The organism is Bacillus sp. FSL W7-1582 (genome assembly GCF_038593325.1).
In the GTDB taxonomy this organism is placed as follows: Bacteria; Bacillota; Bacilli; order Bacillales; family Bacillaceae; genus Bacillus; species Bacillus altitudinis.
Map to the genome: position 1 here is coordinate 3630268 of NZ_CP151987.1, position 21855 is coordinate 3652122.

Sequence of the window (21855 nt, forward strand, 5' to 3'; positions counted from 1 at the left end):
AATGAAAAAAAATATACGTGCAGGCAGGTATACAACAGACAATTCTGAGCCAATTGTTGTGTTCATTATCGGAATGAGAATCAATAAACGCTGGGCTGTTCATCAATGGCTGCCAGTATTTAAGGCGATGCCGGGGATGATCAAAGAACTTTATACACATCAAGATGAACTTGGTTTTCTCGGGACAGAAAATTACTTCGGTTTACGCACCACCACCATGATCCAATATTGGAAATCAACAGAGGACCTCCTTGCCTATGCCAAGATGGAGAAGCATTTGGCTGCTTGGAAAGGATTTAACCAAAGAGCACGAAATAATGACGCGGTCGGAATTTATCATGAAACGTATCAAATTCAAGCCGGCTCATATGAATCTATCTACGTGAACATGCCTTCATATGGATTGAGCAAAGCTAAAGCACCCATCCTAATTGGAAAAGGGAAAGGAAAAGAAACCGCAAAAGAACGCCTTTCCACAACAAATTCCTAGAGCTGGTTCTCTAGGAATTTCTTTTTGCAACCATCACAAAATGTTTTAATATGCGGGCAGTTAATCCCCAAATGGTGTAACGATTGTAATCATAAAACCACTCTTCAATCGAACGACTCCCCCAGCTGTATTTTTCACCATTCATGATTTTTTCATAAGGAAAGTCCTCTCCTGGTGTTGGCTGCACCGATACATGGTGTAAGTACGGTTCGTATTGGCTGAGCCATGATAGAGGCACAGTAAAGGTCTCCTCTACTTCTTCTTGATTAAAGGAATGTTTGACCTGCTGTTCATCAATGATTCCGACAAATGGATATACCACAAAGGATGGAGAGGCAATATAAGGACTGAGCTGTCCTAACACCTTGACGGATTCGGGCGGAATCCCTAGTTCTTCATATGTTTCCCGCAGTGCAGCTTCTTGTGCGGTTTCGCCGCCGTCGAGTTTGCCTCCTGGGAAGCTAATATCGCCAGGCTGTTTTCTCATCGTCAGTGATCGCACTTCAAATAAAACATGCCATTCCCCGTTGACTTGCACCAAAGGGACAAGGACTGCCGCTTTGAACGCTGTCTCTTCTCCGATAAATAGCGGCTGTGATTGATGTAAATCACTTTTTAATTGATCAATGAACATGGGCATCACCTATTTTCTGTTTCTCTTTTCTTTAGCGTATCATTGATTCCCTTTTGAATAAAGGCGATCTTTCTGACAATTATTTTTATCATTTTGACAATTATACTTGTCAAAATGAATATAATACTTTACAATCAAGATAACATTTTGATCAGAGTTGAGGTGACAGAATGAAAAATCGGCTAAAAGAGCTGCGAGCACGTGATGGTTTAAACCAAACGGAGCTTGCGAAACGGGCAAAGGTTTCCCGCCAGACGATCAGCTTAATGGAACGAGATGAATTAATGCCGTCTCTCTTACTTGCTATGAGGCTTTCACGTATTTTTCAAGAACCCATTGAACAAATTTTTCTATTCGAGGAGGATGAACTCACATGAAAACTGTATACAAAATGCTCTTAGGTGCTCTCCTTGGTTTTCTCGGTGCTTACTGTTTGCTGGCATCCGAATTTGAGATGACACTTCTGCAGACAGCATTTGAAGCGACTCTTGTCATCACTGGCTTGACAGTTCTATTCATCATTTATTGTTTTTCAGGCATTTCGCGCATGAAGAAAAGAGTCTCTCTTTCAGTATCTGGTGATGAGGAGGATGAACTCGAGGTAAAACAGTACCGAACTTTTACTGATGTAACGTTAGCTAATACGGTGAGTACCATTTTATCGATCATTGCAATTGGTATTTCCATCGTGACTGAGCAGCCACTCTGGCTGATTCTCACAAATGCTGCCTTATTTTTGATCACCGTCATTCTTTCTTATGTGTCGACCTCTGTCCTAAAGCTCGTCTATCCTAATCGTCACCTACCTAGTCCAACCGATAAAGATTATGGCAAAAAACTGCTCGCCATTTCTGATGAAGGCGAAAAGCATGTGATGCTCGATGGGCTTTTTCACACTTATCAAATGATGAATATTTTATTGACCGGTGCCATGTTTATTTTGATTGTCTATTCTCTTGGCGCCAATCACTCTCAGCTCTTCTCCATCATCGTCGTTGGACTTGTTCTGATCATTCTTAATGCATACTATATGTTGAAGATTCGAAATCGTTAAATAAGCAAAAGCACAGCCATTTAAAAAGGCTGTGCTTTTTTCGTTCATTATGCTGAACGGCGTTTCTTTCGTGCATAAATCAAAAATAAGAACCCAAACCATACGGGTGTCAATAACAATGCTGGACGTGTTGCATCAGCGAAAAGCATGATAACAAGAATAGCAGCAAAGAGCACAAGAACCGCTATATTCACAAAAGGTGTAAATGGCGCTTTAAAGGTAGACGCCTTATGCAGTTCAGGACGTGTTTTCTTATATTTCAGATGGCATATTAAAATAATACTCCATACCCAAATGAAACAAATGGCACTAATCGTAGTCACAATACCAAAGGCTTGTTCAGGAATCAGCTTGCTTAAAAGAGCCCCTACTGACACCACAATCGTCGACACAAACAGGGCATTACTTGGAACAGCATGCTTATTTAGACGGCCAAAAGATGCCGGTCCTTGTTTTTGATGACTGAGATTATACAAAATTCGGCTCGTTGAGAACATACCGCTATTACAAGCAGAAGCCGCAGATGTCAGGACGACAAAGTTGATGAGTCCCGCCGCTACTGGTATCCCAATGAGCCCAAAGGTTTTCACAAAAGGACTTTCTGATGCACTGAGTTCTGTCCATGGGTTGATGCATAGTAATACAAAAATCGCACCTACATAGAAAAATAGAATTCTTAATGGAATTTTATTAATCGCAGACGGGATATTTTTTTGCGGATTCGCTGTTTCTGCTGCTGACACACCGACAAGTTCCACGCCCACATACGCAAAAATCACCATCTGGAATGACAATAAGAAGCCTGTCACACCATTTGGAAATAATCCTCCGTGTGACCACAGATTCGTTACCGTCACGGGTCCTGCATCTGTTTGAAAACCAATGATTAACAGGACAATTCCAACGCCAATCAACAGTAATATCGTAATCACTTTAATCAGTGCAAACCAAAATTCCATTTCTCCAAAAAGCTTCACCGTTAATAAATTAAATCCTAGTAAAATCAATAAACAAATAATAGCAGGAATCCACTGCGGTATATCAAACCAATACTGCACATACACCCCTACCGCAATAACATCTGCCATCGCTGTCATAATCCAGCAAAACCAATACGTCCAACCTGTCACAAAGGAAGCCCATGGTCCAAGATAATCCTCTGCTATATCCGTTAAAGACTGATAGCCCGCCTTAGATAAGAGCAATTCTCCAAGTGCCCTCATGACAAAAAAGATGGCCATTCCGACAATTAAGTACGCAAAAATGATCGATGGTCCTGCCAATTGAATGGCTTTTCCAGACCCTAAAAACAGCCCAGTTCCAATCGTTCCGCCAATGGCAATTAATTGAACATGACGGTTTGATAAATCTCGCTTTAACTCTTGTTGTGCCAATTTCAACACCCTCCTACGACACGATCCTATACTGAAATAATGAACTCACAAAAAGTCCATAAAAAAAGAGATTGGATGCGCTCCAATCTCACGGTCATAAAAGAATAGCAAAATAGAGAAAAGCAATACACAGTATGATCCATGCATCACAAATACAATATTTCGTACTCTTCTGTCCTTTTGCCTGAGATTGTGAACCCTTCGGCGCCGCACATACATGCGGTCTCTCCAGAAGCTGCTCCTGCCATAGTGTGACCCACAGCAATCATAGCCTTCGATATTTACTTTAAATGTTGCTATTTCTGAATAATTTTATATTTTACGCCTCTAAAAGAAAGCTGTCAATGGTAATCTTTTAAGATGTTGTTTCCTCCTTATCTGAAGCTGATATGACATCACTTCATCAACACCCCTTGATTAAGGTATAATGAAACAAAGAATGTTCGGCTCGTTTGGTGGAGACATCCATCTTGATGATGAACCATAGTTAGGCAATCCAATGAAGTTGGTGAAGACAAATGAAAAAAATGAACAAACAGCGTGTGACATTACAAGAAGTCGCTCGGCATGCCGGTGTATCGACTTCAACGGCCTCACTCGTTGTTCGCAACAACCCTAGGATCTCTGAAGCCACCCGGAAAAAAGTGCTGCAATCCATGGAGGATTTGGGATACGTGTACGATCGCGTCGCTGCCAACATGCGGTCGAAAAGTTCAAATATTGTAGGTGTGATCGTCACGGATATTTCAAACACCTTTATTTCTGAATTTTTAATCGGTGTGCAAACCACACTTGAATCACTTGGCTATACCGTTTTACTTGGGACAACCTTTGATAGTGTGGATAAGCAGGAGCGGCTCATCTCCACAATGGTAGAGCACCGAGTGGGTGGAATCATCTTAAATCCAGCATCGAAAAGTTCGACACGAACGGTGAAACAATTAAACAACATTCGCACACCAAAAGTATTGGCAAACCGTGAATTAGCAGATGTCCATTGTGATTATGTCGGCGTTGATTATGAACAAGGCACTTGGATGGCGGTCCGTCATCTTCTTCAAAAAGGGCATCGCCGCATCGCTTTCTTAGGCGGAGTCAAATCCTCCTCAACTTGGATTGAACGGATGAAAGGGTTCAAAAGAGCACATGATGATGAAGACCTAACAATGGATGAATCTCTTATTATCGATATGGTGCCTACCCGTGAAGGCGGGAAAGAAGCCCTTGCCCAAGTGATTGACCTTCCCGAACCACCTACTGCTATTTTTTGCTTCAGTGATTTAGTGGCGTTTGGGGTGATTCAAGAATTAGCAGCGCGTGACATCAAGCCTGGTGAAGACATTGATGTAGTTGGGTTCGATAACATCCCTGAAGCGGAGATGTATCACCCGCCGCTCACCACGGTCTCATCTTTTCCACGATCCATTGGAGTCAAAGCAGCCAACCTTTTGTATCATAAAATGAACGAGCAGGATGAAGAACTGCAGCGATTGATATTAAAGCCTCAACTTCATATTCGAGAAACCTCGACATGATCATGAAAAGGAGAATTGCAAAGCGATTTTCCTTTCAGATTGTTGACAAAGGGCTAAAATGAACTTTATTTTAGCCCTTTGTCTTCTTTTCAGCGTGATAGAAAACCTTTGCAGTCTAGGAAGGACGAGCACCGGAGCAGAGCGAATTTGACATTCGTGAGCACCGGAGCGCAGGACTGACAAAGAATGCGAGGGTTTGTCTACACGCTGAAAGGAGAATTGCAAAGCGATTCTCCTTTTTTTATTGAGCAAGTCAACTATTTCTTTATTACATTTTTCTTTTTTTAAATCGCAAAGTCATAAACTTGACACATTTTATACACAGGAGTATATTTATCTCGTTGCTTCTTTTAGTATATCGTTATACCTTTTGTGAACATATCGTTTTTTATGATATCAACTACAGTTAAAGATGGATCTTTTGATTCTGATCAAATCGAGGAAGTCCATCAACTTATGATAACTGTTATTATTTTTAATTATTTAGTAGAACGATGTACTTATTTGAAGAACAGATGAATATTCATTATTTTTTCATCAATCACACAAGGGGTGTTGTGATGGACTTAATATTATTTACGTTTAAGGAAATAACAAAGGGTAACAAGAATTTGGCCCGAACAGGGTTTCAAATATAGGAGTGGGAACATGAAAAATCCATACATTAAATCATCACTTGGCATGTACTTAAACTATTTCATGCTAGGCATGATCAATATTATTGTGGCATCAAACATGGAAAGCTTATCTGAACGCTACCATGTAGATATTCCAAAAATCAGCTTGCTTGTATCAGCAATCGGTATCGGTAAATTAATTGCTCTCTTTTTCTCTGGCCGGCTGGCAGACAGCTGGGGGCGAAAACCTGTCATTATTACAGGTAACTTTCTCTACTTATTATTCTTAATTGGGATTCCAACGACGACCAATTATACATTGGCTTTCATTTTTGCCATTTCCGCAGGGATTGCAAACTCATTGCTTGATTCAGGGACATATCCTGCTTTGACAGAGTCATTTCCTAAAAAAGCAAGTTCAGCTTCTGTATTAGTGAAGGCGTCTGTATCAATTGGTGCGACTGTTCTTCCATTTATCTTGGCATTCCTTATTGCACATGACATCTTCTGGGGCTGGGCGTTCTTTGGTCTAGGACTTCTTTATTTACTTGTAGGCATTTACTTGATCTTTATGCCGTTCCCAAATCATAAGCAAACGGCTTCTCAAAACGATCTTCCCGTTCAAGAGCAAATGAAGGAAGAACCGAAAATGTTTGGTGAAGGTTTAGCTGTAGTACTTATGGGATTCACGTCTACTGCATTATTTGTCGTATGGCAAACTTGGCTTCCACAGCTCGGGTTGAAATTGATTGGGCTTGGTTCAGGACAAGCGACACAGCTTCTTTCTTATTTTAGTATTGGTGCACTCGTATCTGTTCTATTGCTTTCAATCGTATTAGATAAATTCATTTCACCGATTATGGTCGCCATTATTTACCCAATCGGGGCATTCCTTGCCATGCTTTCACTATTTCAAATCGAAACGTACGGCATTGTCATTGTTAGTACCTTTTTCTTAGGATTATTTACAGCCGGCATTTTCCAGTTGGCGATGAGTATTATGATGAAATTATTCCCTACAAACAAAGCAACGGCTTCATCATATGTCAACATTGCGGCAAGCTCAGCGTTTATCCTTGTTCCGCTGATTACAAGCGGACTCGTTAGCACGTACGATATTAAAATGACTTTATTCTTCGATATGATCATTGCGGTCATCAGCGTATTGTTAGCAGTCTTTGTTTTACGACGCATGAAAAAATTGTTTAGATAATTAAAGGAGATGTCAATCATGACAAACATACATGAACGTAATATTGATGGAAAAACAAAATTAGTCGGTCTTCTTGCAACACCAATCGGGCACAGCCTGTCACCACGGATGCACAACCTTGGCTATACACTAACAGGAATCAACTATGCTTACCTTGCTTTTGAGGTAGCAAATGATGAACTAGAAGCAGCAGTAAACGGGATGAAAGCAATGGGTGCAGCTGGATTTAACGTATCCATGCCGAACAAAATGAAAGTGCTCGATTACTTAGATGAACTAGATGATTCTGCAAAATATACTCGCGCAAGCAACACAGTTGTGAACAAAGATGGCAAGCTAGTTGGTTACAACACAGATGGTCTTGGTTACGTAAGAAACTTAATTGAACACGGCGTTGAATTAGCTGGACAAAAGGTCACACTCGTTGGATCTGGCGGCGCTGCAACTCCGATTGCCATTCAGCTTGCACAATCAGGTATTCGTGAAATTAGTATTTTTGCTCGTAATGACCAATACTTTGTTCAAGCAGAAGAAAATGTAAATTACATCAACAACGAAATGAAATCCTTCGGTGTCAAAGCGAATATTTTCCCACTTGAAGACAAAGACGCTTTCCGTCGTGAAGTAGCTGAAAGTGCGATCTTAGCAAACGGGACAAGCCTTGGCATGAAACCATTAGATGAGCTCAGCATTATTGACGATACACTTGATGTATTACGCAAAGACTTAATCGTGACAGATGTCGTCTACAACCCGCAAAAAACAAAACTTCTTGCTCAAGCACAAGAAGCGGGTGCCAAAACGATTAACGGTCTTGGCATGATGCTATGGCAAGGTGCCCTTGCGTACAAACTCTTTACTGGCGAGGATATGCCGGTTGAACAAGTGAAACAAATTCTATTTGAAAATGACCGTTTCTAAACGAAACACATAAAAAAGACGACCTCCGCTTTGGAAGTCGTCTTTTTTATTCGTGTATCATCACACGGCGATATCGATAAAGGATATACATCGCCCCGATGATCGCCACAACAGCCACACCCGCATCAAATATAAAGATTTGCAAAATCGTCGAGTGGGTTTCGATCAAACCAGTGACGACCGGAATCACAATGGCGGACACTCCGCCTGCTGTTGAGATAATTCCTGTCATCGTCCCTTTGTTTTTCCAGAAGAACTCAGCCATTACGGTTAACGTCAGCTGAAAGACACCAGCTGTTGAAAAGCCCAATACAAATGCATTGACGGTCCCGATGACTGGAGACTTCACGACCAATAGCACACAGATAGAGGCTAATGTAATAATCGGATAGAGTAGCAGCACGGTGACCGGACGAACAATGCGGCGCAAAAGAAATGCGAGCAATAAGACAGACAGCAAACCGCCCATGCTATAGTAACTAAGCAGCTTCACAGCACTGCCAGAAGCCATCCCCAAAATTTCCTCACCGTACGTAGGCAGCCAAATTTGCGGCAAGGCGTACAGACCATTTGATGTAAAACTGATCACAATCAGTGCGACCCCTTCTCTCCAAAACGTAGGCTCTGATGAGAAGCGCGGAAGTCCATCATGCTCCGTCACCTGAACTTGCTCCACCTTGCGATGATTCGGAAATGGCAATGTCCACAACATCATCACATTCACTAAATAGATAAAAGCAGGTACAAAAAACGCAAATCCATAAAACAGATCATGCTCTGCTAAAAAGAAAATAGCGAGCGGCAGAATGGTCGCCCCAATCGAAATAAACGCCTTCACCATCACATTTGCAGATCCCGAGTTTTGAGGAAAAGCTTCCATTAAAGCCGGATACGTCCCTGCATCCATCGCCGAATTCGCCACCCCTGCCAAAATCGCAAACGCAAACGCGATTTGATAATTCGGAGACAATGGGATTCCAATGAGGAACACTGCCATCAGCACCCCCGAAACCAAAATGACCGGCTTTCGTCCAAAACGATCTGACAGTACACCCGATAGACCATACGTGAGCACCCTGCCAATACCGAGTGCAGATATCATATAACTAATCCCCGCACTATTTGTATCTAATTGTTTGATCAAAAATGGCATATTAGAAGCCAAAATAATATTGACCATACCTAATAAAAAATAATTGATATAAAGACTAGAAGCCGTTCTCAAATACGGATTCCTCATGCTGACACACCCCTCAACACATTGCAATGAAGTGACAAATAATGGTTACGCTTACAAGATTCATGCGTGAGGAGAAACAGCTTTGCAACCTTCACGTACTTGAAACATCTCATCATTTCATACAGCTTACATGCCCTTCATTTATCAAGCATCTCTTCAAATTTTCACTAGCTCTTATTTTATATGAATGTGAAAGGTAATGATAGTGAATTGCTTAAATTTGAGGGAAATGCATATCCATATGCATATCTTTTCTTTTACGAGCTGAAACATTCATCAATAAAAAATAGGAGTGGGTATACACCACTCCTTAAAAGATTTCTGACACATCTATTCGTTCATTTCCAGTCCATTTTGACGAATCACATTCTGGTACCAGTAAAAACTTTTCTTAGGTGTGCGATTTAATGTTCCATTTCCATCGTTATCTTGATCAACATGGATAAACCCATAACGTTTTTCCATTTCTGACGATGAATAGCTGATTAAATCAAGAATCCCCCAGCTCGTGTACCCCATCAATTCGACTCCATCCTCAATCGCTTCTAACATCTGCTGGAAATGCTGTTCATGATAACTAATACGATAATCATCATTGATCGTTCCATCCTGCTCCACCTGATCGTTTGCTCCTAATCCGTTTTCAACAATAAATAGCGGTAATTGATAGCGGTCGTATAGATCATTTAAAGAAATACGAATACCAATAGGATCGATCTGCCATCCCCACTCACTCACTTCTAAATAAGGATTCTTTACGCCACCTATCGTATTTCCGCTGACCGTTTCCATCCCTTCACTGTTTTCAGTAGCAACAAGTGAATTGTAATAACTAAAAGAAATAAAATCGACGGTATGAACCTTTAATAACTCGTCATCTCCTAGCTGTTTCTCAATGTGAATGTTTTTTTCTTTGAACAGTCGATGGATAAAACGTGGATACTCCCCGCGCACCTGTACATCTGTGAAGAACATATTAAATTGATTGTTCTTCGATGCCTTTAAAACATCTTTTGGATTACAAGAATAAGGATACGTTGTTAATTTCGTCAGCATACAGCCAATTTTTGAACCCGGGATCATTTCATGGCAATACTTCACTGCCAGAGCACTTGCAACAAATTGATGATGTAGCGCTTGATAAACAGCCTGCTCTACATTATCAAAACGCTCTGACACGATTCCTCCACTTGTAAACGGATGGCGAACAATGCTATCAATTTCATTGAAAGTCAGCCAATACTTGACTTTATCTTTGTATCGATCAAATACCACTCGACTAAATTTCACAAAGAAATCAACAACAATGCGGTGAGACCATCCACCATATTGATTGACTAAGTATAGCGGCATTTCATAATGAGATAGCGTAACGAGTGGTTCAATATCATGTTTCTTCATTTCATCGAATAAGCGGTCGTAAAACAATAATCCCGCTTCATTCGGCTCTTCTTCATCTCCCTTTGGAAAAATACGTGTCCAGGCAATCGAGACACGCAACGTCTTTAATCCCATCTCTTTGAAGAGCGCCATGTCTTCTGGATAACGATGATAAAAATCGACACCTCTTCGTTTCGGATAACCTTCAGCGGTATCTGCACGCATCGCTTGTTGAATTTGTTCTTCATCCACTTTATTGTGCTTTTTATAGTCAGACTTGCTGAGGCCTTTTTTAAAAATCGCCACATCAGCAGTCGATAGCCCTTTTCCGTCTACATTCCATGCACCTTCTGCTTGATTAGCCGCAATAGCGCCACCCCATAAAAAACCTTCTGGAAACTTTCTAACTTGATTAGACATCTCTCTTCCTCCCTTAAGACGATCCATTATTTCTTAAAACCACTCGATTGACATGAATAATTAAATACATTTTTTCGTCATTGGATATGGTGTAATCCACATTTGTTTTAATATATTTCTCGATTTTCTCCACACATTTCACTTCTTCAGGGTATTTCCTCATGATTTGATCGATTAAATCATGGTCATCTGTTTCAAGCATTTTGTTCTCCAGCAACCGCTGAACAAAGAACTGTAAATGTGTTAAAAACCTGGAGTAATTAATCGTATCTGTTGGAATATCGATCTTATAATGCATTTTAATGATGTTTAGAATATCTTTGACCATATTGGTCATCATCACGATTTGATTCAAATTGTCTTCTGTCTGCTGCGCATTTACTAGATGAAAAGCAATATTCGCTGCTTCTTCTTCCGGTAATTGAATACCTAGTTGTTTTTTTATTAGATCGAGTGCGTGCATACCAATGCTAAATTCCTCGGGGTAAAATTTCTTCACTTCCCAAAGCAGGCGATTTTGTATCGTGAGATGTTCCTTAAAGCGCTTTGTAGCCATAAAAAGGTGATCTGTTAGAGAAATATAAAGATGCTCATTTAAGTGTGTGGATAATCGATGCTTCGCATAGGAAATAATCTCATCCGTTATGATTAAAAATTCCTCTGGAGTCTCTCTCATGAGCTCAGCTAAATCATTTGACGTGCTTTGATCTTCTAGCACATAAATCTTTTGTATATCTTCCTCTTGAATAAGACTGCCAGGCTTATTTTTAAACCCGATCGCCTTCCCCATTACGATGATTTCCTTTCCATCATCTCGTTTAGCGAGAACCACACTGGTATTCAGCACTTTTATAATTTCCATACCATATCACCTTCCTGGTTACATTCAAAATCTATTTATAAGACAGTTAAAAGTGGCTGCTGATGACCAGAAGGATTGGTTTTTCCCTCTTGGGTTAAAATTTCTAAATAATCAGCCGAATTTGTAATGATCACTGGTGTTGTTGTGTCATAACCAGCCTTTTGTATACTCTGATCATCAAATTCAATTAAAAGCTGGCCTTGCTTTACTGTATCACCTTTTTGAACATGTGAAGTAAAATGTTGTCCATTTAAGTTAACGGTATCAATCCCAATATGAATAAGAACTTCAACACCTAAGTCTGACTTTAGACCAATCGCATGATTTGTATGGAAAATCATTTCTACTTGCCCATCAAATGGAGCTACTACTTTTCCATCGCTAGGTTGGATCGCTGCCCCCTTACCCATCACTTCTTCAGAAAATACTTTATCATTTACTTTCGCTAATGGGATGACAGCTCCTTTGATCGGTGCATAAATGACCTCACGATTTCTTGTGTTTTCTGTTGTAGAGATAGGCTCATTGCTCTTCTGGACGACTTCATTTTCTGCATCTTTAAAGCCAATGATGTAAACAGCAATAAATGCGACTACCGCTGAAATGACTGCACCAATAATGGCAAACGTAAAGTTTGAAGTCCCTTTTTCAATGAAAATCGGCATAGTGGCAATTCCAGGTGAAACCATGACAAACGCTTTCAGTTTAATTAATCCAACAAATATACCTGAAACCCCTGCTCCAATCATACATGCAAGTAATGTTTTCTTAAGCTTTAAATGGACACCGTATAATGCAGGTTCTGTGATGCCAAATAAAGCAGAAATTCCTCCGGACATCGCAATTTGTTTTAACTTAGGATCTTTTGTTTTAAATGAAACTGCCAAAGCACCTCCACCTTGTGCAAAATTCGCCGCTAACATGGCTACTCCAATGAGCGCATCATATCCAGGCGAAGCAAGGGAAGCGATAACAACTGGATAGAACACCTTCTGCATGCCAAACATCACGATAAAAGGTAAGAAAACAGCTAAAATTGCAACAGCCGCCCATCCCGCAGTTTGTTGTATCCATAGCACTCCCGCTGCTAACCCTGCGCCCAGATACATACCGAGCGGCCCTAGAAACAGTAAACCAATCGGCGCGACAATGATCATTGTGATTAAAGGAACCATAAAAATTTTGACGGGTCCCGGTGATAATTTATCCGCAAGCCTTTCAACATAGGACATAAGCCAAACAATCAATATAATTGGAATAACCGATGCGCCATAAGATACAGCTTTCAAGGGTATTCCAGCAAAAGCAACTGGATCGCCACTGCTAAACAAAGCTGTTAAGTTAGGATGTAATAAAACCCCAGCCAAAGCCATGGATACCATAGGGTTTGTGCCAAATTTTTGCGAGCTTGTATAGGCTAACAAAATCGGCAAGAAGAAGAACGCCGCATCTGAAATGATTTTCAACACCAAATAGGTCTGACTATCTTCTTTCATCAAATTCAGCATCGGCAACAAAATCAACAAAGCCTTCAACATACCAGCACCGGCAATTGCAGGGATAATTGGTGCAAAAATGCCAGTGATTAAATTGGCAAAACGATTGAAGTATCCTTTGAAGCTATGATCTTTATTCTGGACAATTTGCCCGCTTGCTTCTGGGTTGTGATCAATAAGCTTTGCAAATTCTTTATAGACATAACCTACATCATTTCCAATAATAATTTGATACTGACCTGCTGTATCCGCTACTTGAATAACGCCATCAAGACGACTAATTTCTTCAGAGTTTGCACGTGAAGAGTCTTTTAATGTCAGCCTTAATCTCGTCATACAGTGGATCGCATTTTGAACATTTTCACTTCCACCAATATGCTTTAGAATGTCTTGAGCTAAGTCTTTATGGTTCATCAAAGTCACCGCTTTCATTTTTAATTATAGGAGCTCAGGCAACAAAAAAAGACCTGGATTGGGTGGGAATATACAAATACAGATATCCCATCCAATCTAGGTCTTGCCTGCCGAACAGTAACACGCCTTATTGAATGTACGCATTATTCTATTTTTAGCTTTTCATCGTTTCATGAAACCGCTTTTAACATGTTAATATCACTATAGTAAGTAATTTTTTAAACAAAAGCAACATTTTTCTTAAAAATCAAATAAAAAATGAATAAATATAGATCAAAGAGTCTGTTTTTATCAACCAAATGTACCTTTTCAGATGACTGATAGAGTGAGAAAGAATAAAACAAACTAAAAACGATGTCAACCTGACACCATTGAGAAACCCTGACTATCAAGAAAACCTTATCTCTTCGTCTCTACATCCCACTTTTAATCTCACAGCCCCAAATACTAAACTCATAAAAATATTCTGTACGCTCTATGCATAATCCAAAATGAAAATCCTCTGCTATTAAAATGAAATCTCCGTATCCACTTAAAAATTTGGTTTGCTCAAGAAGTTGATTTAAATGATGAAACACTTCATCCACATTCACTAAAAGTGCTTCAATTTCATGATCTCGGAAAAAAAGCAATCTCCCTTGTTTAGGAGTCTCTTTTATCCTCCCGACCATTTCATTTAACATTTGTGTAGACTTTTCAATATGCTCTAGATCGTTGTCTCCATGTATTTGACTTTTATGTTCTCTCGATTGCAGGAAAGTAAATACCTTCTGACAAAAAAATTGATTCTCTTCGACCTCCAAAAAAGGGGGTTCTGGAAGTGTCATATAACTTAATTCGTTTATTAAGTGCTTTCTTCTGCTTTTTCTTTTTAAGGTTTCGATTTTTGTTTTTCCTTTATTATTCATAGGAGCACCTCCACAAGGCGTATAAACATTGCTCTCTAGACATCTCCCCCTTGAAAATTCCACCAGGCTACACGGTGGAATGAACTGATTTCTAGATAACTATGCTTTTTTTCAAAATTTCCGGATATAAATCTAGGAAATCAATATAAATGGGGACTTTGTATAATTACATGTACGTAATAATGAATCTTATGTTGTTTAAAATCCCGAATAAATACATTCCTACTTACTCTTTTTACAATGTGACATTTTTCATCAGTGTAAATTAAATAATCTTGATCAGTATAAAACCAATCAAGATCTTATTTCATCATTAAATTTCAGCAATAACGGACTAATTTGAATGTATTTTTGAAATGAAATCTCGAAGAACTGTCTTTGCTGGTAGGTTCGCAGTAGTAGTCAACATTTGATTTATACGTTCTGTAATCTGAGGATGTTTCAGTACTATTTTTTTACCCTCTTCAATAGGATAACTTCTTAATGTATCAATACAAATCTCAAATAATTCCGCATCATTAGTATTCAGCAAATCCAATAAAATATGAAACTCATATTCATTGCACTCATTATCGAGACAGTACGCAATTTTTCGCTGCCACTCTATTAGTTTATTGAGTACCTGTTTTGATAGTTCTCCCCAATCGTTTAGGCTAAAATACAAGAGTATCTCACTTACTAGTATTTATCAGCGGATAAAATTTTATCCAGTTCTATATACATTTTTAATGCTCCAATGATGGTTCCACATATTTTGCTTTTTAAGCATTGTTTGGTTTTTATTCATTATAAGACCACCACCATAGAAACGGCAAAACAGAGAAGCAATAGCCTTATTAACCTCGTAGAAATACATACAGTTTTATTTCCACCAGTTATATGTAATTTCTTTTAAATGAAATTCTATAAAATCTATCACTTTGCTATAGTCATCAGAGCTAAACTCCTGAATAGGATTGTCCCAATCTGTATTTTTAACTATTAGAACAAGATAGTTGCCATCTGAAGATAAATCGGGATACCAACCTAAGTCCAATGTTATTGATGATTTCTCATGATAAAGCTGTAACAAACTTTCAGTGAACATAAACCATCTTTCATCTTCTGTTTCTAACTTTCTAGGGTCAATTTCCCAAAAATGATTATAACGGACATTCCAACCTTCAGTTATCCTCAAGGGATGAATGTTTACTTCCGGAATATCAAGTTTCACATGCTTTCTCATCTTTATCCGACCTCTTTGTTAATTTTATAGTTATTTTATTCCTAATTTGTTTAAATACTTATTTAATCTATCACCAGCTATTGGATGACCGTGATACACATTACCACTCGTTAGTTCTCCTCTAATCCAACTAGTAGATTTTCCATTATCATAACCAACAACTTTACCAGTATCATAAATGAAGTAAAAATTATTATTGCCATTATCAATGATATGCCCTCTTTGAAGAGCTTCTTTTTCTATCACTTTATTATTTATTTCAGGTAGGTATTGAGCATTTCGTCTTCCGGTTTCACTAAAACGTTTCGCTTCTTCGGCAGTTCTAGCCTTTAAATGCTTATTATCATGATGAGAATATACTGCACTATTTATCTTTATTCTAAAATCTTTTCTACCATAATAACTTTTATGAGCAATTTCATCATGCCTTTTTGAAATATTAGGTATACCTGAACTCTTTACACCCATCTTCCCATGAAACCCTTTTGCCCCAAACGGCAAAAGCATCCCAAGCGCTGCATTCATACTCGCTTCCTGCTGTTCTTTCGAGATCTTATTTCCAAACATATCTCGACCCGTAATCGCTTCGCTGAAGCCGTTTGTTGCGGTGAGGCCATATAAGCCTTTTTGTGATGTTTTCAGGGCGTCAAAAGACTTCTGTGATGTCTTGTAAATGTCTACTGCTCTGACTGCGGCGGACGTGGCTTGAGTCGTTTTATAAACGGCTTTACCGCCTTTGAAAATACGTCCTGCCCAGCCGACGATCGGGATGTATCCTGCTGCAGCCATGCCTCCTGCGGCGACTCGCTGTCCTGCGGTGAGTTCTTCACCTGTGATCGGATCGACACCTGTTGCAGCACGTTTTGCATCGTTCACGCCTGTCAATTCATTGACAATATTTCCTCCGTAATCAAGAGCTTTTTCATACCACGGACGGTTGGCGAGCGCTTCTTGTTCCTTTGCGATCTTGCGGGCTTCTTCTTGATCTTTTTTGATTTTTAGATATTCAGAAGTTTGCTTCTCAATATCGCTTTTTGCCTTGTAGATTTCGCTATTTTGATACGCTTTCTTGTCAAAATTCATAGGCGAAATGGATTTTCCGTCATTTGTGGCATTGATCATTTCTGCGTACAATGCCATTGTAGCCTTCTCCTCAGTCTCTGACAAAGCATATTCATCTTTTAGATTTTGATCAAGTTCTATTAAATCTTTAACCGTTTTCTTGCGTTCATCTTCCGCATCTGCAATCTTTTCGTCAAAGGTTTTACTATCAAATACCTCCAGAGAAATGAGGTCATCAATATCTTGAAAAATCGTTTTGAGTGCCTTTTTTTGATCCTTTACAATGCTTTTGGCGTTTTTGATGCCCATATGTACAGCGTTGTCTAAAAAGTGTTCTTCTACAAAGGTATCGCCGCCAAAGTTTGTATCATCAAGCGTTCCAGAAACACCTTCATGAAAGGCTTTTTGTTTATCAATGAAGCTAATAAACATGTCCACATTTCCTGCGAGCTCTTTGTAGAAGCTTTTAATGTTATCGGCACCTTTTCCAGTGAAGTCGTCACCGAGGTTGGCAACACCTTGTAATGCCTTTTTTAAATCTATCATTTGTTCGCGGAGTTCCTGATAGTGTTTTGCCCTTGTATCCATGGCACTGGTTAGTGCTTTTGCATCAAGTATCTTGCCCAGAAGAAGCCACTCCCTCCATTATTGATCATAAAGTCTATTTTACCGTGACCTCCAAAACTGAAAAATAGGCTAAATGACATAAAAAATGGAATGGACTTTCTATTCAATTTACCCTCTAATTTGGATAAACGAGTTTATCCATTGTAGAGATATAGAAAAGGCCAGACAGTTCATTATACTCTGTCTAGCCACATGTTCACGTCACTTATAGTCATTGATTGGTCCTTTATCCATCAAAACATCAATTTCATTTGAAGACTTCATTTTTAATTTAGGTCTGCGCTCGGAATTCGGCTTGCTGTAAAGCTCTAGTGGACGGATGATCACGCCATCATTTGTGTTTTGAAGTATACCAGGAACACAAGAATAAATTCGATCATTGTCATTTGCATGTTTTGCATAAATCGTGACAGACGTTCCTTGATGATTATCGATACTCATAGACACTCTATATCTATAGAAAGAACCTGTTCCATTTGATTGAGCAGAGTAAACAACGGGTACCACCGCAAGGATATCATCATTTAACCTTAGTTTAATGACTTCTGTTTTCATTGATTCACGATCTCTACCGACATCTCCCATATGCTCAACAGCCCCGTTACCGTAACTTTTGAGAGCGGGAACACCTTTTGCGCCAAACATGGCCACATCTATTTGTTTTCCTGACTTCGTATAGATCAACGCGTAAATATCATAATCGGTACCAGACTCCCAAGATACTGTAGCCGTAATCTCTGGTGTTTTGTCAATGATGATCGGTTTATGACCTTTGTCTAGACTAATTTTACCTTGAACTTTCTCTAAGCTAATAGGTGCAGAGACTTTCTCTTTAGCGGCTGTGTTCATTGGAGCAGGCTCATTAATTTGTTTTTCAGAAACCATTTGAGGAGGTGTAGAAACATCCTGTTCATCAGGTTCAACCTCCACCCCATAAAGCTTGCATAGCCCTTCCAATCCAGAATCGAAGCCACGCCAGATGGATCGTGCTTTCGTTTCACTATTTCTTATGTATAGCTCTACTACGACAATACCCTTTTCATTTGTAAAGCTTACTGGTGTTAGGTATAGCACCTCATCACCTGTTCGAATTTCTGCTTGCAGATTCTTCACATGAGAAAAGCCGATTCCTCGATCCTCTGTTAGTGTAATAGCCATCTTTGTGATTCCGACAGGCACTTTGCTCATATCAAAATTCAATTGATGTCTTTTCAACTGATCTGATATCTCTGCTGGTAAAAGTGTCGCGACACCCGTAGTACTCTCCGGCTGATTGTAAAAAATAATGCCATTATCTCCTTGAACTAGATCTGAATCTGTTAAGAGAAACGCCGTTAAAGAAATATCAATTGCAGATGACACTTCATAACTGATGAATAATTGCCCCTTTGGAGAGTTTAGTACGGTATTGGCACCCATTTGCAGAGTTTGATTCATTTCAACAACTCCTATTCTTTATCTACCATTTATCGTTTTTATAGACCAATTATACCGAATTATGTGATAGAACCTATTAAAACCTTTACCTCTTTTCAACCTCTACAATGATATGAGACAATGCCAACTAAAACCGCACTACTCTAGAAGGGAGAACCATTGTGTATAAATTAATTATTCCTGCTGTTATGGTGGTATTCAGTCTGTGGATTCTTCTTCAATTATCAATGAACATCAATATCTTTCAGAATCCAATGAACTATTTTACCGTCATTACCCTCTTTTTTCTTTGTATTCAGGAGTTATTGAAAAATAGACAATAAAAAGATCACTCAGGTACATACACTTTTTTCAGAGGTAATAAGGATCTTGTCTCAGCTGGCATATGTTCATACCAATGTACAATAAGATTTACGAGTTCTTCTAAGTCCACTAGATGAACCTCATTATGCTTCGCAACAGCTTTTGCATGAGAAGTAAACCCACCAGTAGAAACAAATAAACTGTTAGCATTCATTGGATTAGCACCTAATAATTGCTGCACCTCTGGCGAACTGGCTGAATTTTTCCGATGCTTTACTTGTACTTTAATAATAGGCTTTTCAAATCCAAATGCATCTTTATAAGCTAATACATCCACACCGCCATCTGGCCCTTTTGGACTCACGCGAACATTGTATGACATTGCTTGCAGTAAGCCTCCGACTAAGTCTTGCATTTGCCACGGGTCCAATTTATCTACTTTATCTTCAATCATGACAGTAGCTTTGCTGACTAAATCTTCGATAATTTCATCTTCTTCGGTTTCATCTTCAGGCGCTGATATAGATGTAGGGTTTTTGAGTAAATGTTCAATCTCTTTCCCCCAATCATCTACACGAAAAACAGTTGATATAGAACCGAGGCTGTTCTTAGCTGATTGACTGAGAGAATCTCGTTTAACTGCTATTGGTTCCCAATTTACCTGAATATGATTTGGATACATTTTATCTCCAACTGCTTCATCAAAAAAATGCGGAGCAATCACCGTACCTACTCGATATTCACGGCTTTCTTTTATGTACGTAATGATTCGATCTCCCTTTTTGATTTCTCTACTAAACCTCCATACCTGACTGACCCAGCTTCTTCTCGTAAAAGGTTTGTTCTCAGCGAATATGACATCAGCTCGAGCATTCATCTCTTGCTTTGTTTGATATTGTTTTGGATTACCTAATTTAGGCCACCCTATCGATGCAATGCCTTTCTCTTCCCAAATTGTAATTAATTCGTTTTGGTCACCCGCACGAACCATCCACCATTTCGTCATTTACTACCTCTCCCATTCCATCTATCTTCTCTTATTTTCATCATCAAATATTCTATCTAAATTATAAGACTTATTTCTTGTTAACAAAAGGATATGCGCACCATTTTTGTCGAAAGAAACACAAAAACCCGAACAAGCGTATACCACACTCATCCGGGTCTGCATTTTCCTTTGTTACACTTCTTCACCATTCGTTGCGATGACGTTTTGATACCAAGTAAACGAATCTTTTTTAAGACGCTTCATTGAACCTTTACCTTCGTTATCACGGTCAACATAAATCATGCCGTAGCGTTTTTTCATTTCACCGGTTGTGAATGACACGATATCAATGATGCCCCAAGGTGTGTAGCCGATGAGGTCCACACCGTCATATTCAACCGCTTTTTTCAGTGCTTGAATATGAGAAGCGAGATATTGAATTCGCTCTGGGTCATGAATAGAACCGTCTTCTTCCACTTGATCAATGGCACCAAAGCCATTTTCCACAATGAATAGCGGGATTTGATAGCGATCGTAAAAACGATTCAATGTATACCTTAAACCTGTCGGATCAATGGACCAGCCCCAGTCACTTGATTTGATATACGGATTTTCTACACCATGTGGCAGTGCTCCATTGACAATGTCTCCTTTGTGATCAGATACTGCATCGCTTTTGACCGTTGTTGACATATAATAGCTAAAGCCAAGATAATCTACTTTTCCTTTTCTTAAACTTTCTTCATCGCCTTCTTCAAATGGAATGTGATAGCCTTCGCGCTCAAATTCTTTTAACGCGTAGCTTGGATAGTAGCCACGCACTTGGACATCTGGGAAGAAATAGCGCTGTCTCATATATTCTTCTGCCAGCATGACATCCTCTGGGTTTGAGGAATATGGATAAATTGGCACGTGGGACACCATCGCTCCAATTTGAAAGGACGGATTGATCTCTTTTCCTTTTGCCACTGCCCATGCACTTGCAAGCAATTCATGGTGGCCCGCTTGATACATGACTTCTTTGGCATTTTCGCCTTCTTTGACAGATACCCCTGAATTTGTCCAAAGGAACAACGGGTTGTTGACGTCCATTTTGTTATTGATTTCATTAAATGTCATCCAGTACGTGACCTTGTCCTTGTAACGATTGAAGCAAACTTCCGCGAATTTCGCGAAATATTCAGCGACTTTTCTGCTTCGGAATCCGCCGTATTCTCTTGCCAAATGGAGGGGCATTTCAAAGTGAGACAGTGTAATGACAGGCTCGATGCCATGTTTAATCAGTTCATCAAACACATCATCATAAAACTGTAAGCCTGCTTCATTCGGCTCTTCTTCATCCCCTTTAGGGAAAATTCGGCTCCAGCCGATCGATGTTCGCAAGCATTTTAATCCCATTTCAGCAAACATGGCGATATCTTCTTTGTAACGATGGTAGAAATCAATGGCTTCATGGTTTGGATAAAAAGTTCCTTCTTCTATCGTTTCCGTGATCTGTCTTGGAACACCATGAGCACCTGCTGTCATGACATCTACAACACTCGGCCCTTTGCCAGCTGCATTCCATCCACCTTCGAATTGATGAGCGGCTAATGCCCCGCCCCATAAGAAATCTTTTGGTAAAGTCATTATCTA

19 protein-coding genes and 1 riboswitch are annotated in these 21855 nt (G+C 39.5%); of the genes, 7 read left to right on the forward strand and 12 right to left on the reverse strand.

The features are described 5' to 3' along the window. Nucleotide 1: 1 nt before the first annotated feature. Nucleotides 2–490: a DUF4188 domain-containing protein gene (locus tag NSQ11_RS18700; RefSeq protein WP_342501198.1), complete on the forward strand. Its 489-nt coding sequence runs from the start codon at nucleotides 2–4 to the stop codon at nucleotides 488–490. 10 nt (nucleotides 491–500) lie between these two features. Here NSQ11_RS18700 and NSQ11_RS18705 read toward each other — a convergent pair whose 3' ends face one another. Continuing rightward, the gene (locus NSQ11_RS18705) at nucleotides 501–1124 is read right to left on the reverse strand and encodes a CoA pyrophosphatase (protein ID WP_017368402.1); all 624 of its coding nucleotides are present in this window, start codon (nucleotides 1122–1124) and stop codon (nucleotides 501–503) included. Between the two features lie 170 nt (nucleotides 1125–1294). On the opposite strand from NSQ11_RS18705, the gene NSQ11_RS18710 reads away from it, so the two are divergent. Next, nucleotides 1295–1501, forward strand: a complete 207-nt coding sequence (locus tag NSQ11_RS18710) for a helix-turn-helix transcriptional regulator (RefSeq protein WP_025208285.1) — start codon at nucleotides 1295–1297, stop codon at nucleotides 1499–1501. Next, on the forward strand, nucleotides 1498–2178 hold the full coding sequence (locus NSQ11_RS18715) for a DUF3169 family protein (RefSeq protein ID WP_342501199.1): 681 nt from the start codon (nucleotides 1498–1500) through the stop codon (nucleotides 2176–2178). Before NSQ11_RS18710 ends, NSQ11_RS18715 begins: the two co-directional genes overlap by 4 nt. A 47-nt stretch (nucleotides 2179–2225) precedes the next feature. On the opposite strand, the gene NSQ11_RS18720 is transcribed toward NSQ11_RS18715, so the two are convergent. After that, the gene (locus NSQ11_RS18720; protein ID WP_008347408.1) at nucleotides 2226–3572 is read right to left on the reverse strand and encodes an amino acid permease; all 1347 of its coding nucleotides are present in this window, start codon (nucleotides 3570–3572) and stop codon (nucleotides 2226–2228) included. A 162-nt stretch (nucleotides 3573–3734) separates the two neighbouring features. Then, nucleotides 3735–3814: riboswitch (glycine riboswitch) on the reverse strand. A 276-nt stretch (nucleotides 3815–4090) separates the two neighbouring features. On the opposite strand from NSQ11_RS18720, the gene NSQ11_RS18725 reads away from it, so the two are divergent. The 3 genes from NSQ11_RS18725 (at nucleotide 4091) to NSQ11_RS18735 (ending at nucleotide 7858) form a co-directional block, all read left to right on the forward strand. Continuing rightward, the gene (locus NSQ11_RS18725) at nucleotides 4091–5107 is read left to right on the forward strand and encodes a LacI family DNA-binding transcriptional regulator (protein ID WP_007497313.1); all 1017 of its coding nucleotides are present in this window, start codon (nucleotides 4091–4093) and stop codon (nucleotides 5105–5107) included. A 648-nt stretch (nucleotides 5108–5755) separates the two neighbouring features. Continuing rightward, nucleotides 5756–6937: an MFS transporter gene (locus NSQ11_RS18730; RefSeq protein ID WP_007497314.1), complete on the forward strand. Its 1182-nt coding sequence runs from the start codon at nucleotides 5756–5758 to the stop codon at nucleotides 6935–6937. Nucleotides 6938–6955: 18 nt separating this feature from the next. Further along, nucleotides 6956–7858 (forward strand): quinate/shikimate dehydrogenase, encoded by a 903-nt coding sequence (locus NSQ11_RS18735; protein ID WP_335358123.1) that lies wholly within the window; start codon nucleotides 6956–6958, stop codon nucleotides 7856–7858. Between the two features lie 46 nt (nucleotides 7859–7904). Here the strand turns inward: NSQ11_RS18735 and NSQ11_RS18740 are convergent, their stop codons facing one another. The 8 genes from NSQ11_RS18740 to NSQ11_RS18775 form a co-directional block, all read right to left on the reverse strand. Further along, nucleotides 7905–9098 carry an MFS transporter gene (locus NSQ11_RS18740; RefSeq protein ID WP_017368408.1) on the reverse strand — a complete coding sequence of 398 codons (1194 nt, stop codon included), beginning with the start codon at nucleotides 9096–9098 and terminating at the stop codon, nucleotides 7905–7907. Nucleotides 9099–9428: 330 nt separating this feature from the next. Then, on the reverse strand, nucleotides 9429–10898 hold the full coding sequence (gene ascB, locus NSQ11_RS18745) for a 6-phospho-beta-glucosidase (protein WP_017359940.1): 1470 nt from the start codon (nucleotides 10896–10898) through the stop codon (nucleotides 9429–9431). Between the two features lie 13 nt (nucleotides 10899–10911). Further along, complete coding sequence (locus NSQ11_RS18750; protein ID WP_017359941.1) at nucleotides 10912–11760, reverse strand: PRD domain-containing protein; 849 nt, start codon at nucleotides 11758–11760, stop codon at nucleotides 10912–10914. 35 nt (nucleotides 11761–11795) lie between these two features. After that, nucleotides 11796–13670, reverse strand: coding sequence for a beta-glucoside-specific PTS transporter subunit IIABC (locus NSQ11_RS18755; RefSeq protein ID WP_017359942.1), 1875 nt, complete (start codon nucleotides 13668–13670; stop codon nucleotides 11796–11798). A gap of 413 nt (nucleotides 13671–14083) precedes the next feature. Next, entirely contained in the window at nucleotides 14084–14578 is a 495-nt protein-coding gene (locus tag NSQ11_RS18760; protein WP_017359943.1) for a hypothetical protein, read from the reverse strand. A gap of 862 nt (nucleotides 14579–15440) precedes the next feature. Beyond that, nucleotides 15441–15803 carry a hypothetical protein gene (locus NSQ11_RS18765; RefSeq protein WP_046527526.1) on the reverse strand — a complete coding sequence of 121 codons (363 nt, stop codon included), beginning with the start codon at nucleotides 15801–15803 and terminating at the stop codon, nucleotides 15441–15443. Between the two features lie 30 nt (nucleotides 15804–15833). After that, a complete protein-coding gene (locus NSQ11_RS18770) occupies nucleotides 15834–17492 on the reverse strand; it encodes a T7SS effector LXG polymorphic toxin (protein ID WP_080964590.1) in 1659 nt (552 codons plus the stop codon). A gap of 201 nt (nucleotides 17493–17693) precedes the next feature. Further along, nucleotides 17694–18929, reverse strand: coding sequence for a TerD family protein (locus tag NSQ11_RS18775; RefSeq protein ID WP_035390067.1), 1236 nt, complete (start codon nucleotides 18927–18929; stop codon nucleotides 17694–17696). Nucleotides 18930–19090: 161 nt separating this feature from the next. On the opposite strand from NSQ11_RS18775, the gene NSQ11_RS18780 reads away from it, so the two are divergent. After that, nucleotides 19091–19252, forward strand: coding sequence for a hypothetical protein (locus tag NSQ11_RS18780; RefSeq protein ID WP_090756420.1), 162 nt, complete (start codon nucleotides 19091–19093; stop codon nucleotides 19250–19252). A gap of 5 nt (nucleotides 19253–19257) precedes the next feature. On the opposite strand, the gene NSQ11_RS18785 is transcribed toward NSQ11_RS18780, so the two are convergent. Then, the gene (locus NSQ11_RS18785; protein ID WP_046527586.1) at nucleotides 19258–20238 is read right to left on the reverse strand and encodes a restriction endonuclease; all 981 of its coding nucleotides are present in this window, start codon (nucleotides 20236–20238) and stop codon (nucleotides 19258–19260) included. Nucleotides 20239–20412: 174 nt separating this feature from the next. Then, nucleotides 20413–21852, reverse strand: a complete 1440-nt coding sequence (gene bglA, locus NSQ11_RS18790; RefSeq protein WP_342501365.1) for a 6-phospho-beta-glucosidase BglA — start codon at nucleotides 21850–21852, stop codon at nucleotides 20413–20415. Between the last annotated feature and the right edge of the window lie 3 nt (nucleotides 21853–21855).